The 15,818-nt window shown below is 32.8% G+C and carries 15 protein-coding genes, 1 pseudogene and 1 other annotated feature; of the genes and pseudogenes, 4 read left to right on the forward strand and 12 right to left on the reverse strand.

Annotation, left to right across the window (positions count from 1 at the left end; all coding sequences use genetic code 11):
• Nucleotides 1–97: 97 nt before the first annotated feature.
• Both RWZ86_RS06580 and RWZ86_RS06585 read right to left on the reverse strand, forming a co-directional pair.
• Nucleotides 98–1,078 carry a rhodanese-related sulfurtransferase gene (locus tag RWZ86_RS06580; protein ID WP_314680721.1) on the reverse strand — a complete coding sequence of 327 codons (981 nt, stop codon included), beginning with the start codon at nt 1,076–1,078 and terminating at the stop codon, nt 98–100.
• A 108-nt stretch (nt 1,079–1,186) separates the two neighbouring features.
• Complete coding sequence (locus RWZ86_RS06585; RefSeq protein WP_314680722.1) at nt 1,187–1,744, reverse strand: GNAT family N-acetyltransferase; 558 nt, start codon at nt 1,742–1,744, stop codon at nt 1,187–1,189.
• A 118-nt stretch (nt 1,745–1,862) separates the two neighbouring features.
• On the opposite strand from RWZ86_RS06585, the gene RWZ86_RS06590 reads away from it, so the two are divergent.
• Nucleotides 1,863–2,582, forward strand: a complete 720-nt coding sequence (locus RWZ86_RS06590) for a Type 1 glutamine amidotransferase-like domain-containing protein (protein ID WP_314680723.1) — start codon at nt 1,863–1,865, stop codon at nt 2,580–2,582.
• Nucleotides 2,583–2,680: 98 nt separating this feature from the next.
• On the opposite strand, the gene rpsO is transcribed toward RWZ86_RS06590, so the two are convergent.
• From rpsO to RWZ86_RS06610, 4 genes are all read right to left on the reverse strand, one after another.
• Nucleotides 2,681–2,950, reverse strand: a complete 270-nt coding sequence (gene rpsO / locus RWZ86_RS06595) for a 30S ribosomal protein S15 (protein ID WP_314113227.1) — start codon at nt 2,948–2,950, stop codon at nt 2,681–2,683.
• Nucleotides 2,951–3,091: 141 nt separating this feature from the next.
• The gene (locus RWZ86_RS06600; protein WP_314680724.1) at nt 3,092–4,546 is read right to left on the reverse strand and encodes a polysaccharide deacetylase family protein; all 1,455 of its coding nucleotides are present in this window, start codon (nt 4,544–4,546) and stop codon (nt 3,092–3,094) included.
• Nucleotides 4,547–4,564: 18 nt separating this feature from the next.
• A complete protein-coding gene (locus RWZ86_RS06605) occupies nt 4,565–4,999 on the reverse strand; it encodes a Fur family transcriptional regulator (protein WP_314680725.1) in 435 nt (144 codons plus the stop codon).
• A 258-nt stretch (nt 5,000–5,257) separates the two neighbouring features.
• Complete coding sequence (locus RWZ86_RS06610; protein ID WP_314680726.1) at nt 5,258–5,827, reverse strand: DJ-1 family glyoxalase III; 570 nt, start codon at nt 5,825–5,827, stop codon at nt 5,258–5,260.
• 153 nt (nt 5,828–5,980) lie between these two features.
• Between RWZ86_RS06610 and RWZ86_RS06615 the strand changes: the two genes are divergently transcribed.
• Complete coding sequence (locus RWZ86_RS06615) at nt 5,981–6,826, forward strand: DegV family protein (protein WP_314680727.1); 846 nt, start codon at nt 5,981–5,983, stop codon at nt 6,824–6,826.
• 48 nt (nt 6,827–6,874) lie between these two features.
• Here RWZ86_RS06615 and RWZ86_RS06620 read toward each other — a convergent pair.
• From RWZ86_RS06620 to RWZ86_RS06640, 5 genes and pseudogenes are all read right to left on the reverse strand, one after another.
• Nucleotides 6,875–7,908, reverse strand: a pseudogene (locus tag RWZ86_RS06620) (M42 family metallopeptidase).
• Between the two features lie 24 nt (nt 7,909–7,932).
• Nucleotides 7,933–9,312: a deoxyguanosinetriphosphate triphosphohydrolase gene (locus RWZ86_RS06625; protein WP_314680728.1), complete on the reverse strand. Its 1,380-nt coding sequence runs from the start codon at nt 9,310–9,312 to the stop codon at nt 7,933–7,935.
• Nucleotides 9,313–9,412: 100 nt separating this feature from the next.
• On the reverse strand, nt 9,413–10,792 hold the full coding sequence (locus RWZ86_RS06630) for an MATE family efflux transporter (RefSeq protein ID WP_314680729.1): 1,380 nt from the start codon (nt 10,790–10,792) through the stop codon (nt 9,413–9,415).
• A 131-nt stretch (nt 10,793–10,923) separates the two neighbouring features.
• A complete protein-coding gene (locus tag RWZ86_RS06635; RefSeq protein WP_314680730.1) occupies nt 10,924–11,760 on the reverse strand; it encodes a nucleotidyl transferase AbiEii/AbiGii toxin family protein in 837 nt (278 codons plus the stop codon).
• Nucleotides 11,760–12,350, reverse strand: coding sequence for a type IV toxin-antitoxin system AbiEi family antitoxin domain-containing protein (locus RWZ86_RS06640; RefSeq protein ID WP_314680731.1), 591 nt, complete (start codon nt 12,348–12,350; stop codon nt 11,760–11,762). The genes RWZ86_RS06635 and RWZ86_RS06640 overlap by 1 nt, the downstream gene beginning before the upstream one ends.
• A 172-nt stretch (nt 12,351–12,522) precedes the next feature.
• Between RWZ86_RS06640 and RWZ86_RS06645 the strand changes: the two genes are divergently transcribed.
• Together RWZ86_RS06645 and RWZ86_RS06650 are read left to right on the forward strand one after the other, a co-directional pair.
• Complete coding sequence (locus tag RWZ86_RS06645; protein ID WP_314680732.1) at nt 12,523–12,807, forward strand: hypothetical protein; 285 nt, start codon at nt 12,523–12,525, stop codon at nt 12,805–12,807.
• The gene (locus RWZ86_RS06650) at nt 12,800–13,357 is read left to right on the forward strand and encodes a DUF6036 family nucleotidyltransferase (RefSeq protein WP_314680734.1); all 558 of its coding nucleotides are present in this window, start codon (nt 12,800–12,802) and stop codon (nt 13,355–13,357) included. Before RWZ86_RS06645 ends, RWZ86_RS06650 begins: the two co-directional genes overlap by 8 nt.
• A gap of 101 nt (nt 13,358–13,458) precedes the next feature.
• On the opposite strand, the gene thrS is transcribed toward RWZ86_RS06650, so the two are convergent.
• Nucleotides 13,459–15,402 (reverse strand): threonine--tRNA ligase, encoded by a 1,944-nt coding sequence (thrS, locus tag RWZ86_RS06655; RefSeq protein WP_314680735.1) that lies wholly within the window; start codon nt 15,400–15,402, stop codon nt 13,459–13,461.
• A gap of 75 nt (nt 15,403–15,477) precedes the next feature.
• Nucleotides 15,478–15,689, reverse strand: a binding site (T-box leader).
• Nucleotides 15,690–15,818: the final 129 nt, after the last annotated feature.

Below are 15,818 nucleotides of genomic sequence, written 5' to 3' on the forward strand. Positions count from 1 at the left end.
CTCAGACTAAATTCAACTGATTTCTAAACTAGAATTTAGATTGAGAATTTACCTCTTACTATAACATAAGAGTTACAATAAGAGTTTTACTTTACAATTAAGCTTGAACTGGTAATTCTTCCCCAATCGCTGCTAAACGTTCCATTACTTCTGCAGGAGCTAATCCTTTTGCAGCTACATAACGGTTTCTTGGATGAACACGGCATTCATGACTGCATCCACCAATATATTTTGCTTCATTTTCTTCTGAAGTTAAAATTTGACGGTTACATTCTGGATTTGCACAGTTTACATAACGCTCACATGGAGTTCCATCGAACCAATCTTTTCCGATTACGACAGGATTTACATGATTAATATCTACTGCAATACGTTCATCGAAAACGTACATTTTTCCATCCCATAATTCGCCTTGTACTTCTGGATCTTTACCATAAGTCGCAATACCACCGTGTAATTGACCTACATCTTTATACCCTTCACGAACCATCCATCCTGAGAATTTCTCACAACGAACGCCTCCTGTACAATATACTACTACACGCTTGTCCATGAATTTTTCTTTATTATCACGAACCCATTGTGGTAATTCACGGAAGTTACGAATATCTGGACGAATTGCTCCACGGAAATGACCTAAGTCATATTCATAATCATTACGTGTATCTAAAACAACTGTATTTTCATCTAATAAAGCTTCTTTAAATTCTTTAGGAGATAAATAAGCTCCTGTTGTTTCTAAAGGATTAATGTCATTATCGAAATCATTATCTTCTAATCCTAAATGAACGATTTCTTTTTTGTAACGAACAAACATTTTTTTGAAAGCTTGTTCATCTTCTTCATCAATTTTGAACCATAAATCTTCCATTCCTGGTAAAGAATGAACGTAGTCCATATATTTTTGAGTTGTTTCATAATCTCCTGAAACAGTTCCATTAATTCCTTCATCAGCAACTAAAATACGTCCTTTTAGTCCGATTGATTTACAAAATTCCAAATGATCTGCAGCAAATTGTGCTCCATTCTCAATTGGTACATATTTATAGTACAATAGTACTCGAATTTTTTTTGACATAAACTACCTCCAAAGTAATTTCTTAATGAGTACTCATTATATCATCTACACAAACCAACAGCAAAGAAACTGCTTCACACTAATGATTAGATAGAATTTTCACAAACTTTATTTGTAATCTAAAAATCTTTTTGGTTCTTCAATTGGACTTTTATGTTTTCCAATCCATTTTTCCATCCAAACAATATGATACCAACGAGCAAATTTATACCCGCAACGTTTAAATTCTCCTACTAAGCGATAACCCATATGTTCATGATATTGAACACTATTATTCGTTAAATATTCATCTTCCACTTCTGGAGTTGCAATACAAGCATAAACATTTTGATAGCCTAATTCGTTTAATTTTCCTTCCATTAGTTGGTATAATTTTTTCCCATATCCTTTTTTCTGTTGCTCCTGTTTTAAATAAATACTAATTTCAGCAGCCCAAGAAAAAGCTTTTCGACTTGCAAAAGGTCCTGCATATGCATATCCTAGCACTTCTCCCTCTTCTTCAATTACATAATAAGGAAATTTTTCAAGAGTCGTTTGAATTCTTCTTTCGAATTCTTCCACACTTGGAACATCATATTCAAACGTAATGGCTGTTTTTTCTACATAATATCGATAAATTTCTACTAATGCAGCTGCATCTTCTATTGTTGCTACTCTAATTGTCATTCAAAATTCCTTTCATCTTACCATTCCTATTTTTATCGTAGTATACCACAGCTTCATTCTTGACAAAAATTTTTTTCTCTCTTACGCTATGCTTATAGAACTTGAAAGGATGAATTTTATGAAATATTTTTTAACAAGTAGTGCAAGCATTCCTGAATCATATAAAGTTAATACTGCAAATGGCTTTGTAGATAATCTGAAAACTGCTCTTGGCAAGTCAACCATTAAAACATTATATATTTCGTCAGATCCAGATGCATTTGAATTAACAGACGATTTTTCTTCTTATACAAAATTAGGCTTTGAAGAAGTTGGACTTCATTTTGATCCTTTTATTATTTTTGATCATCGTCAAACAGTAGATGTTCAAGAATATTTAAACGAAGTAGATTTAGTTATTTTATCAGGTGGACATGTCCCTACACAAAATCAATTTTTCCAAGAAATTCAATTAGCTGAAAAAATTCAATCTTTTGAAGGTGTGGTAATTGGTATTAGTGCTGGAACAATGAATGCAGCAGAAACGGTTTACGCTCATCCGGAATTAGAAGGTGAAAGTATCAATCTAGACTATCAAAGATTTCTAAAAGGTTTACGATTAACAACGAAGCAAGTGATTCCTCATTATAATTATTTAAAACACGAGTATTTAGATGGAAAACATGTCCTTAAAGAAATCGCTACAGAAGATAGCGTGAATCAAGCATTTTACATTTTCCCTGATGGAACTTATATTTATGGACATGATGGAATAGAAGAATTATATGGAGAAGCTTATCTATTAAAAAATAAAAGCTTCAAAAAAATTAATACAAATAATCAGATTATTTCCCTTTAATTTGACTGTAGCATTTTAAGACGACTTCGGTCGTCTTTTTTGTCATATAAAAACACCCCATCGAAAATCGATGGAGTGAGACTTGTTGAATCTTTTGATTAACGACGTAAACCTAAACGGTTGATTAACTCACGGTAACGTTGGATATCTTTGTTACGTAAGTAAGCTAATAAGTTACGACGGTGACCAACTTTTTTCAATAAACCACGGTTTGAGTGGTAGTCTTTTTTGTGTACACGAATATGTTCGTTTAAGTGATTGATTTCGTAAGTAAGTACAGCAATTTGTACTTCTGGTGAACCAGTATCTCCTTCTTTAATCGCGTACTCTTTGATGATTGCGTTTTTTTGTTCTTTAGAAATAGCCATTTCTAAACACCTCTTTCTTATATTATTCCTTCTACTGAGTAAAACGTTGGTGAATCGTAAAACTCGGTACAAGGTCTGTGTTAAAACACACTAATAGATTAACGTAACTCTATCAAAAAATCAAGTAATTTGATAAGTTTATTATTGAACTTCTTTATGTGATTTTCTATCGAAGTATACATGATTTGGTAACATTGCTTGTCCACCCATTAATTCATCAATTGAACCAATCGCATATCCTTCCTGTTGTAAGAAATCTAATAATCTTGGTAAAGCTTCAACTGTTTCTGGATGAATGTCATGCATCAAAATAATCGAACCATTATAAGTTCCTTCTCTTACTTCTTGAAGAATACTATTTACATTACGACTCTTCCAATCTAAAGTATCTACAGACCAATTTAAAATAGCAATTCCTGCTTGTTCTGCAACCATACGGTTAAATCCACCATATGGAGGTCTTAAAGTTGTTGGACGAATTCCGCCAGTAGCATCTCCAATTAATTTTTGAGTATCTGCTACTTGTTGATGAACACCTTCAGGAGTTAATGTTGTTAATAATGGATGGCTGTAAGAATGATTTCCTACCTCATGTCCTTCTTCAATAATTTGCTTAATAATCTCTTCATTTCCTGGAACATGTTTTCCCATAATATAGAATGTTGCATGAACTCCATATCGTTTTAAAATATCTAAAACTTTCGGAGTCAACTCACTACTTGGACCATCATCAAAACTAATTGCCACACGTTTTTCATTTAAACGTTCCTCTAATTGATTTTTCCAATTTTCATATGCTTCTTGTTCTGATTCAGGAATACGATCACTTTTTAAAATTGGAAATAGTTCTTGGAACGCAAATGAAATTTGAGTCAATTTTTCTCCGTTACTAGTTTGAATAGGTTCTTTCAAGTTGAATCTAAATCCATTTTGAATAATAGATGCATCTAAGTTTTTCCAATTTTCATATGCAAATTCTTGTAGTAATTGGTTAGTCTGTTCTTCAGATAAAGATTGTTCCTTAGCTACGTTCATAGCTTTTTTAACAAAATGATTCGTAACTTCTAAGTCATTTACAAATAATTCACCAATAACAGCTGTCCCAGATTTTTCTTTTCCTTCTAATTGATGACCTAATTCATCATAAGCTATCTGTTCCAATCCTTTTTTAGTTTCTTGGTAAACAGATTGGTAATAATAGACATCTTTCACGCCTGTTAAAACAGAAGATTGATATACTTTTAAATATACCCAAGTACGTTTCGATTCATTTTTATATTGTTCTTTTGCTTTTTCTAATAACTCATCTAATTCCTTTTGAATAGGTTCTACGATTGTTTGGTCAACAGTAGGATATGACACCGTAAATACTGTATTCCCAATTGTTTGAGATTGAACTTCTACACCATCATTATACTGCTGTGCATCTGTTGCTTCAGCTTTTCTCATAACAGATTCATTTCTTCTAATTAAATGATTTTTTGCTAAACTGCTGACTACGAACCACTCTACTAATACTAAAAATAAAATCAATATTGCAATTGCAACTAACTGAGGTAGTTCTAATCGTTTTATACCTTTCAAGTCTCTCTTCATATTTCCTCTTCCTAATCTTTACATTTTATGATTTTGTTGGCATTTTGGACAAATCCCAAAAACTTCCATACGATGCCCTAGAACTTTATAGCCCGTCAATTCTTCTGCAACTGATTCTACGTCTTCTAATAAGGGATAAAATAAGTCCTCCACAATACCACATTCTTGACAAACAACATGATAATGCTTCCCTATATTAAAATCATATCGACTAGCATCATCCCCATACGTTAATTCTAGTAAATATCCTTCATCTGTTAATTTATTCAAATTATTATAAACGGTTGCCATACTAATATTTGGATCTTTCGCGACAATGGCTGTATAAATATCTTCAGCTGTAGGATGATGCGCCTCAGCTAAATAATCTAAAATCGCTATTCTTTGAGTCGTCATTCTGACGCCGTCTTCTCTTAGCTTCTCTTTTAATTGTTTCAGTTCTTTTTCGTGCATAGAACCCCTTCTCTAATCTTAAATATTCGGATAAATTCTTCTATGATAACATCGTTCTGTAACATTGTAACATATTTGTAATATTAATACTAGAGTTAACCTAATCTTACACTTATAATTATCATAATCTATTTCATTATACTAACAACTGATTAAACAAGCAAATTACAATTTCAAAAGAAAAATGGACAAGAATCTTAAGGTAAATTTAGATTCCTTTGTCCACTTCAATTTAATAACTATTACGTTGAAATTTTATTAAGCTTTTTGAACACCTTGTTGTACCAAACGATTATATCCCATTGCTTCTCTAAGTGGTGCTGCATCGATTCCTAATGCTTCAACAATTGTATAAGAAAATTCAAATGCTGCTGCTGGACCTGAACCAGTGATGACTCTTCCATCTTGATGTACAAAATCACCTGTATAAGTACCATCAACAATTTGTTTTTCAAATCCAGGATAACAAGTATAAGTACGACCTTTTAATGCACCTGAATTTTCAATCGCAATCGGTGCAGCACAGTTAGCTGCGACCAGTTTGCCAGCATCATAATGATGTTTGATAAAATCTTGCACTTCTTGTTGATTCTTCAACAATTTTGCTCCTGGCATACCACCAGGTAAAATGACAATATCATATAAATTATTCATGACTGATACTAATTCTTTATCTGTAGAGATTGTTATATCATGAGAACCTGTTGCCTTAGTAGCAGATACTCCGACTATCTCTACTTCTACTCCAGCGCGACGTAAAATATCCATTGGAGCGATTGCTTCAATTTCTTCAAATCCTGTTGTTAATATGATTACTGCTCTTTTCATTGGGAAATCCTCCTTATTCTTTTTCCTTTTTATTTTACCGATTTTTATACTTGTTTTCAACAGTGATAGCGTTTCAGATATAAATTGACATTTCAACTATTTATCAGTATATTGAACTCATTAAATGAAAATATAATTCCTAGGAGGAAACAAATGACTTGGAAAATTATTACAGATTCTGGTTGTGATATTAAACATTTAGAATCTCTACCTGAGCATTGTACTTATGTGAACGTTCCTTTAACCATTCATGTGGGTGAAGAAGAATTTATTGATAATGAAGTATTAGAAATTGATCAAATGATGGTAAAAATGTATGCCTATGATGGAAAAACTTCTTCATCATGTCCTAGCCCTGAGAGCTATTTACAAGCATTTGAAGGTGCCGATAACATTATTGTCGTAACGATTACTGGAGCTTTGTCTGGAAGTCATAATAGCGCACAATTAGCTAAAAAAATGTATTTAGAAGAACATCCTGAAGCAAAAATTGAAATTATCGATAGCTTATCTGCTAGTGGAGAAATGGTATTAATTACTCAAGCAATTGCAAACTTCATTAAAGAAGATCCTTCTTTTGAAGTAGTTGTGGAAAAAGCTCGTAACTATCATTCAAAAACAAAACTATTATTTGCTCTAGCAAGTGTGGATAATTTAGTAAAAAATGGTCGTCTAAGTAAATTAGTTGGACGTGTCGTTGGATTATTAAATATTCGCATGGTCGGACAAGCTAGTACAGAAGGAACTCTAGAATTACTCCATAAATCACGTGGACAAAAACGTGCCGTATCTGCGATTTGGGATGAAATGAAGAAAAACAATTACCAAGGTGGACGTGTGGCAATTAGTCATTGCGACAATCCAGAAATTTGCGCCATGATTACAACAGCGATTCATGCTGAATTCCCTGATGCCGATGTTCAAGCTTATCCTACAAGTGGATTATGTAGCTACTACGCTGAACAAGGCGGGATTTTAATGGGATATGAAACTCATTAATCAACACTAAAATAAACGACTCCTATCTAACGATAAGAGTCGTTTTTATTATGCTAATTCGCTTTTTAAATATGCATCTACTAATGCTTCGGTTGCTTGAATTGATTTTATATGCGTTCTTTCATAAGAATGACTTGATTCAATTCCTGCTCCTAGTAAAGCATGTTTGACATCTGCTCCTGCACGCATCGCAGCTGAAGCATCACTTCCATAAAATGGATAAATATCTAATCGATAGTCAATTTCTTTTTCTTTTGCTAAGTCTACTAAATGTTGACGTAGCGTATAATTATAAGGACCAGAACCATCTTTTACACAAATAGAAACCGTATATTCATCTGTTTGTTGGTCATCCCCCATTGCACCCATATCGACTGCTAAAAATTCCACAGCATTTTCAGGAATACTACTATTCGCCCCTGTTCCGGTTTCTTCAATACAACTAAACATAAAATGAGTCGTTACTGGTAACTGAACATGCCAATCACGATACGTCTTTAATAAATTTAATAAAATTGCTGCACTAACTTTATCATCTAAGAAACGACTTTTTACAAATCCAGTTGGAGTAATCGTCGTACGAGGATCAAAGGAAACAAAGTCCCCCACTTCAATCCCGTAACTTCTTGTCTCTTGCTCAGAATTGACTTCTAAATCCAACCGAACTTCCATATTATCTTGCGTACGTTCTGCTGTACCAGCATCTTTATAAACATGACAACTTGTTTGATGAATTAAAATCGTTCCCGTTACAGATTCACCTGTTGAAGCAATATGAACGGTACAGTTTTCTCCTTCAATCATATTCCATGGATAACCACCAATTTTATCTAACTTCAAACGACCACTTGGTTTAATGGCACGAACAATCGCTCCTAATGTATCAACGTGAGCAGTTACAACACGACTATTGGTGTTGTCTTTCCCTCTACCGTTACGATAATATTCCCTTTTGGTGTTCTTTTGTAAGGGTAACATAACTTTTCAAGAGTTTTCATTAAATACTCTTGTACTCCTACTGTATATCCCGTTGGAGAAGGGACTGCTAATAATTCTTGTAAATATTCTAATGTTTGATTCATGTATAAATTCCTTTCAAATAACTTCTAAATTCCTACCATATCTCGGTAAAGTTGATGTGCATAACTATCCGTCATTCCTGAGATAAAATCAGTTGCCAATAATAAGCGTAAATATAATTTTTCCACTTTAGATTTACCTTCTGCAAAATAATGATACGAACGTTTTTGACTTTCTGAAATGATTCCAATTTTCTTCAAATCAACATAATCTAATCGACGTTTTGTATCATAGGCTACTAATGGTGGGACAAAACTATCTAATAAATACGTTAAAGTAGAATAACCTGAAATTTCCAAACGTAAAATACTCTTATGATCATATATTTTATCTTCAGAAACTTTTCTTAAATGCGTGTATAACTCATGTGCGTTAGAGTCCGTTAATAAATCTTGCTGATACTCCCCATTCATAATCTTCTCATAATGCATCACAAACGATTCTGTTGCTGCATCAATTAACATCGTTCTTAAATCTACGAAAAATTGATTAATACTAAAAATTTCTTCATCAATCGTTTCTAATATTTTCACAACTTTTTTAGAATGTGGAGAAGTTTTATCTTCTTTTAATACCGTAAGTAAATACTCTTTTGCAACAGCAAATCTTAAAACACCTTTTCCAATGGCATCTTCCATATCTGCAATTAAATAAGCAATATCATCTGCAGCTTCTAAAATAAACGTCAACGGATGACGATTTTCGCCAGTACCAGTAATAGAAGTGATTTGACGGAAAATATCCTCTTCAGCTCTGAAAAATCCTACTTTTTTAGAAGTAATTTTCTCAGATTTTGGCTGATTAGAAGCTCTTGTATATTTTAAAATCGTATTAATTGTCGCAGGAGTTAAATCTAATCCATCAAAGTTCCCCTTAAAATCATGTAACTTCGTTACGATTCTTAGGGATTGAGCATTCCCTTCAAAATGATAAAAATCATGCACGTAAGGACTCGCTAAAAATTCTTCGGCTACATCTGAATGTTCTGCTAAAATTCGTGGTAAATTTTTCTTAAACCATTGTCGAATAATATCTTCCCCAAAATGTCCATAAGGAGGATTTCCAATATCATGTAATAAACTAGCGCATTCTACAATTCGAGCAATATCACTTTGATGCTCAATCATTTCTTGTTTACTAGCATCTGTTTCGGTTTCTGGATTTTCTTGCAATAATCGTACAATTTCACTCACTAATGTTCTTGCAATCATCGCCACTTCTAAAGAATGTGTTAACCTTGTATGAATAAAGTCTAATCTTTCCAATGGAAATACTTGCGTCTTATCTTGTAATCGCCTAAAAGCAGGACTTGTTACAATTCTCTTATAATCATCATCAAACTCGTTACGATGGTTTGATTCTTTATCTGAAAGACGAGTAGTCGCCAATAAAGTTTGCCATTCCATGTCATCACTCCTTTCCTCTATCTTAAACCAATTTACGAAACATTTCCATCTTAGAAAGAAAAAAGAGCAAAGTATTCTACTACTTCACTCTTTCTATCCATTATTTTGCTACAAGCAATTCTTCTTTCGTATGAATATCATGTAATTCTCGTTTAAAGAAAATTAGACAAAGAACTAAAGAAATGACATCTGATATTGGAGTAGCAAACATCATTCCCTCTACTCCAAAAAGATAAGTCATTAAAAGCATCATCGGTAATAAAATCAATAATTGTCTCGCTAATGATAAAAATGCCCCCGTTTTTGCTTTTCCAATAGCTGGGAAAAATGTTGTAATTAGAATCGTTACTCCATTTATTAATGTAAATAACATAAAATATTGTAAATAACGAACACCAAATTCAAAATACAAGTCATTTCCATTCCCAAATAATTGAATAATTTGTAAGGGGAAAATTTCAAACACTGCCCAAGTAACAAATGAGAGTACAAATCCAATTTTTAATGCTAAAAAGATGGTTTGACGAACTCGTAAATAATGCTTCGCTCCATAATTATACCCAACAATTGGTTGAACTCCTTGAGTCATTCCTATAATTAAAGCAATAAAAATAACAAATACTTTTGCTACAATACCTCCAACTGCAATTGGAATCTCACTTCCATAAATAGACATCGCTCCATAAGTTTTTAATAAATTATTGGAAACAATTTGTACAATTAAAGCAGAAATTTGAAAAATAAAAGAAGTTAATCCTAAAAAGGCAATTGCTTGAACCTGTTTAAAATGCGGAATAAAGTCTTCCCGTTGAAATTTCACGGAACGAAACTTTGGAATATACGCAAATAATAGTAATGCGGACAATATCTGACTTAACACGGTTGCCCAAGCAGAACCTGCAATTCCCATATGAAATACAAAAATAAAAATAGGATTTAAAATCATATTCATGACTGCACCAACAATAATCGCCATCATTGAAAAAGTAGCCCTTCCATCTGAACGGACAAGAGGATTAAATCCTGTTGAAAATAAGAAGAAAGGAATTCCATAAGCCGTTATACGAGAATACTCCATTGCATAATCAAAAATTTGATCCGTCGCTCCAAATAGTTGCATTAACGGTGCTAAGAAGATTTGAACAAGAAGGGATACTGCAATTCCCATTACAATTAATTGAACAACCGCTGTTCCTGCAATTCTTCTTGCTTTCTCGACTTCTTTGCGACCTAATTCTAAATTAAAATTCGACGCAGCTCCTACTCCTGTCATTAATCCTAAAGCTAAACAAATCGTTGTAATTGGAAATGCAATATTTGTCGCAGCGTTTCCTAAATACCCAACTCCTTGTCCAATAAAAATTTGGTCCACGATGTTATATAAGGCATTGACAACATTAGCAATCATTGCTGGAATCGCTAATTGCATCAATAATTTTTTAACGGGCTGTGTTCCCATTGGGTTTTCAATCGTTGTCATGAACAAACTCCTTTCGAATAACTACAAACAGAAATATTGTAAGGGGGATTAAATAAATATGTCAATGAAATAATTTTCATTTGTTTGTAATCATTCATTTTCTTTCTCTAAGCCAATTAATAACTAAATTACTACATAATTTGTTTCATAATTTCATTTATAATTTGCACAGACTCCTCGAAGGATATATCTTTCGCATATTTAAATTGACGTTGGTAGCGACTCCAGAGATTTTTCTGATAAGTAGAAGTTTCAATTCCTATTACCTGCCCTTTCCAATTTCGTATCAATGTTTTACTATTCCGTTTTTCACTTGTATTCTCTACAGCTCTTTTTAAAATTGTAAAATCAATTTGACTTTCTCTGAGTTTGTATAAAGTATATAAATCATATCGATCACGGGGGCGTGTTGAAGCAACGCCTCTACTAATAATGGTTTCTAATTTTTCTGCAAGTACAGTTTCTAAATTATAAGTCCATATATCAATAGTATGATTCGTAAATAGTGAAGGCATTGAATAAGAAATTTCTCTTGGTGTAATTTTGTCGCCAGTTGTAACATCAATAAATATAACCTCATTTAATGTATCAAAAGTTGCATTTAATTTTATGGAAAATCCACCATATATATCATCTTGACGAATAGGTTCTAACTTATCTACCGTAAATGAAAATACATCTGCAGCATTTGAAACAATCTCCTCAAAAATTTTTAATAAATTATCTTTATTTAATGAAGTTCCTTTTAGAGTCACATCCAAATCCATAGTTGTACGCTTATCTAAACCTATCATTTGACCGATAAGATACCCACCTTTTACAATAAACGAATTTCTATACGAACTTTTAGAAATTAGAGTTAATATTTCTTCAATCAAATAATGTTGTTGTACTTGTTGAGGCGGAATTCCCTTTTCCTTTGCTATATTTTTTATTTTAGCTTTAAAACTCATCGCATTAGAAAACATTAATATAACACCTCCGTGTATGCTTGTAATTTATCCAAAACTTTAAATAACTGAGCGTAATAAAATAACTTAGATACATTAACTTGATTACTTTGAAAATATTTTTTAAATGCTGGAGCAATAATTTGTACATCCACTTGATGAACTGATCTTAAACACTCTACCAAAACACGTTCTCGTTCATAAACTTTAATAGATTGCCCAGAAATACGTTCTATTGCCGTAATTCCTTCATCAAAGTTTGATCGTAATATGATGGGTCGTACTCCAGCTTCTTTAATATTTTTAGTATTTGTCCCATAGGGAAAACTCATCGCTATTTCAAAAGGAATCGTTAAAGATAAACCATGTAAAAAAAGTGCTGATTCTAAAGAAAATACTCCTTTAGGGAATCGATATTGGAGGATAAAAAATTCATCTAAATAGATATCAGGTAATCGATACAAACCCTTTTCTTCTATCTCTATTATTCCTTCTTTAACCATTTTTAATACAGTTTTGTAAGATAATTCTTTTGCTACAATTTGTTTATATGTTAAGAATCCATTCTGACTAAAAGCTTGCATTATATTATTTACTTTTTCTACCATATAAACTCCTCTCTAGAAACTAAAAGCTAACATTTCGAATAAATGTTAGCATATTATTCCCATTAAAGCAATTAAAAATAATTCACATAAACCTTCCCTAACTTTACACTCATAAGTGCTTCAGCTATAATAAACTACAAAGATTGAGTCAATTTCTTATAGGAGGAAAATTATGGAATGGTATGATTATATGATAAACGCATCCAAACAGTCACGTTTTAATGCGAGTCACTGGTTTCGATATTTACGCAAAGTTATTTTTGAAGACCATTCTTATTTAACAGACGAAGATGTCGAGAAATTATTAAACTCCGAAGAACTTACTCATTTTCAAAAAGTGAGTTTAAAATATGCTATACAAAAACATAGCCCTACTCATGAATATGTTATTTCATTAAATAAACCCGCTAAATTAACGAATATTCAAAAATTAATGGAGAAATACAAACATGGATAAAATGAACCCTGTCTTTGAAGCCTTAAACCAAGAATTATCTCAAAAAAATCTTTCTTTAACGATTATTTGTGTTGGTGGTTATGTGTTAGAATATCATGGCTTGCGAGCTACTCAAGATGTAGATGCTTTTTATGAAGAAAATCATCATGTCAACGAGATAATTGCTCGTGTTGGTCAAAAGTTTAACCTAAATACTCAGGAAGAACTATGGCTCAACAATAATGTAGCAAATATGAATCAACAACCTCCATTAGATTTATGTAATACCTTGTACTCCTTTTCTCACTTAACCGTACTAATTGCTCCAATTGAATATGTATTAGGAATGAAAATGATGAGCGCTCGAGAGCAAGACTTAAAAGATATTGGGATGATTATTAAATTTAAAAACTTCCGTTCCCCTTTCGATACCTTTGATACCTTGAAAAAAATGGGCTTTTCTATCATTGATTTTTCAATTCTATTAGAAGGATTTAGCTACGCATACGGCATTGACTGGTTAGAAGAATTTTTCAAAGAAAACCAAGAACAACTTCAAAAATATTATTAATCACCCTAAAGACAATTTCTCATTTAGAAGTTGTCTTTTTTGCATGTAAAAAATCCTATCGGTGATTTCTCACCAACAGGATTTGCTGAACAACCATTAAATTAATCTTCTAATGGACGAGAGAAGTTCGCAATTTCACGTTGAACACGTTCTAAGTATGCTTCAACTGTCATTGTAACAGTTTCTTTTGAACCATAGCGACGAACTGTTACTGTTCCTTCTTCTACTTCTTTATCCCCAATTACTAATTGATAAGGGATTTTTTGTGTTTGAGAAGCACGAATCTTGTAACCCATTTTTTCATTACGGTCATCTAATTCAACACGTAATCCTAAGCTCATCATTTTTTCTTTTAATGCACGAGCTGCATCATAATGATGTTCTACACTTACTGGAATAATAGTTGCTTGAACTGGAGCTAACCAAGTTGGGAATGCTCCTTTATATTCTTCGATTAAGTAAGCTACAAAACGTTCTGCAGTTGATACTACCCCACGGTGGATAACTACTGGACGGTGAGTGTTATCACCATCTTCACCCACATAAGTTAAGTCGAAACGTTCTGGTAATAAGAAGTCTAATTGAATTGTAGACATTGTTTCTTCTAAGCCCATTGCTGTTTTGAATTGAATATCTAATTTTGGACCATAGAAAGCAGCTTCACCAATCGCTTCAAAATATTCTAAGCCCATTTCATCCATTGCTTCTTTTAACATTGCTTCTGCTTTGTTCCACATTTCATCATCATCGAAGTATTTGTGTTTATCTTCTGGATCACGATAGCTTAAACGGAAACGATAATCTTTTACATTGAAATCTTTATATACTTCACGAATTAAATCAAGGATACGTTTGAATTCGTCTTTAATTTGATCTGGACGAACAAATGTATGTCCATCATTTAATGTCATTTCACGTACACGTTGTAAACCAGATAATGCTCCTGATTTTTCATAACGGTGCATCATACCTAATTCAGCAATACGGATTGGTAACTCACGATAGCTGTGAATATGGTTTTTATATACCATCATGTGGTGAGGACAGTTCATTGGACGTAATACTAATAATTCACCATCTCCCATATCCATTGGTGGGAACATATCTTCTTGATAGTGTGCCCAGTGACCTGAAGTTTTGTATAAACCTACATCAGCCATTACTGGAGTATAAACATGTTGATATCCAAGAGAAATTTCTTTATCGACAATATAACGGTCAATTGTACGACGAATTGTAGCACCTTTTGGTAACCAGAATGGTAATCCTGAACCAACTTCTTGGCTAATCATAAATAAGTCTAATTCTTTTCCTAATTTACGATGATCACGTTCTTTTGCTTCTTCACGCATTTTCAAGAATTCTTTTAAGTCTGCTTTATCAAAGAATGCTGTTCCGTATACACGTTGCATCATCTTATTATCAGAGTTTCCTCTCCAGTATGCTCCTGCAAGCGATAATAATTTGAAGACTTGAATACGTCCTGTTGAAGGTACGTGAATTCCACGACATAAGTCTACAAAATCTTCTTGTTGATAAATAGAAATTGTTTCATCTTCAGGTAAACCATTAATTAATTCTACTTTATATGGATCATTTGCAAAGATTTCTAACGCTTCTGCACGACTTACTTCACGACGTACGATTGGATAGTTTTCTTTAACAATTTTCATCATTTCAGCTTCCACTTCTGGAAGAGCGTCTTCTGTTAATTGGTTTGGCATATCTGTATCATAGTAAAATCCTGTTTCAATTGCTGGCCCTACTCCAAAATGAATTCCTGGGTATAAACGAGTTAATGCATGTGCTAATAAGTGTGCTGTTGAGTGACGTAAAATTCCTAATGCATCTTCATGGTCTGGTGTTACGATTTCAATACTTGCATCTTCTGTTAATGCACGATCTAAATCGACTAATTCTCCATTTACTTTACCTGCAAGTGCTTTTTTCGCTAAGCTCTTACTAATACTTTCAGCGATATCTTTCACTGAAATTCCTTGTTCAAATTCTTTTACAGCTCCATCTGGAAATGTAACTTTAATCATTGACATTGTTCTCCTTCTTTCCTTTCAAAAATGCTTTAAAAAACAAAAAAACCATAGTTTGCATACTCATACAAACTATGGGACGTTATTTCTACGTGGTTCCACCCAAATTCATTCGTTTTAAACGAATCTCTTAAACGGACTAACGCTCCGCTACGCCTTGCCTTACTAAACTTCAAACAAGGATTCAAAAGTGGTAAAACTATCTCGGATGAAGTGTTCCACCAACCCACTTCTCTCTATTAGATAACCAGATAACAGTTTCTTGTCTTTTTCATCATTTTCAAAATATTTAATTCAATAGTTATTCTACCACTAATTTTATAAAAATCAAGAAAATTGTTTCTTTTTTTGAAAATTATGTCTAAGAAACACAAACATTTGTGACACGAACCAGTGTCAATACAACTTGTGGG

The sequence above is a fragment of the uncultured Granulicatella sp. genome (assembly GCF_963545075.1).
In the GTDB taxonomy this organism is placed as follows: domain Bacteria; phylum Bacillota; class Bacilli; order Lactobacillales; family Aerococcaceae; genus Granulicatella.

Excerpts from the sequence above, each read along its gene's own strand:
- RWZ86_RS06580 (WP_314680721.1), bottom strand. The coding sequence starts at position 1,078 with ATGTCAAAAAAAATTCGAGTACTATTGTACTATAAATATGTACCAATT.
- RWZ86_RS06585 (WP_314680722.1), bottom strand. The coding sequence starts at position 1,744 with ATGACAATTAGAGTAGCAACAATAGAAGATGCAGCTGCATTAGTAGAA.
- RWZ86_RS06590 (WP_314680723.1), top strand. The coding sequence starts at position 1,863 with ATGAAATATTTTTTAACAAGTAGTGCAAGCATTCCTGAATCATATAAA.
- rpsO (WP_314113227.1), bottom strand. The coding sequence starts at position 2,950 with ATGGCTATTTCTAAAGAACAAAAAAACGCAATCATCAAAGAGTACGCG.
- RWZ86_RS06600 (WP_314680724.1), bottom strand. The coding sequence starts at position 4,546 with ATGAAGAGAGACTTGAAAGGTATAAAACGATTAGAACTACCTCAGTTA.
- RWZ86_RS06605 (WP_314680725.1), bottom strand. The coding sequence starts at position 4,999 with ATGCACGAAAAAGAACTGAAACAATTAAAAGAGAAGCTAAGAGAAGAC.
- RWZ86_RS06610 (WP_314680726.1), bottom strand. The coding sequence starts at position 5,827 with ATGAAAAGAGCAGTAATCATATTAACAACAGGATTTGAAGAAATTGAA.
- RWZ86_RS06615 (WP_314680727.1), top strand. The coding sequence starts at position 5,981 with ATGACTTGGAAAATTATTACAGATTCTGGTTGTGATATTAAACATTTA.
- RWZ86_RS06625 (WP_314680728.1), bottom strand. The coding sequence starts at position 9,312 with ATGGAATGGCAAACTTTATTGGCGACTACTCGTCTTTCAGATAAAGAA.
- RWZ86_RS06630 (WP_314680729.1), bottom strand. The coding sequence starts at position 10,792 with ATGACAACGATTGAAAACCCAATGGGAACACAGCCCGTTAAAAAATTA.
- RWZ86_RS06635 (WP_314680730.1), bottom strand. The coding sequence starts at position 11,760 with ATGTTTTCTAATGCGATGAGTTTTAAAGCTAAAATAAAAAATATAGCA.
- RWZ86_RS06640 (WP_314680731.1), bottom strand. The coding sequence starts at position 12,350 with ATGGTAGAAAAAGTAAATAATATAATGCAAGCTTTTAGTCAGAATGGA.
- RWZ86_RS06645 (WP_314680732.1), top strand. The coding sequence starts at position 12,523 with ATGGAATGGTATGATTATATGATAAACGCATCCAAACAGTCACGTTTT.
- RWZ86_RS06650 (WP_314680734.1), top strand. The coding sequence starts at position 12,800 with ATGGATAAAATGAACCCTGTCTTTGAAGCCTTAAACCAAGAATTATCT.
- thrS (WP_314680735.1), bottom strand. The coding sequence starts at position 15,402 with ATGATTAAAGTTACATTTCCAGATGGAGCTGTAAAAGAATTTGAACAA.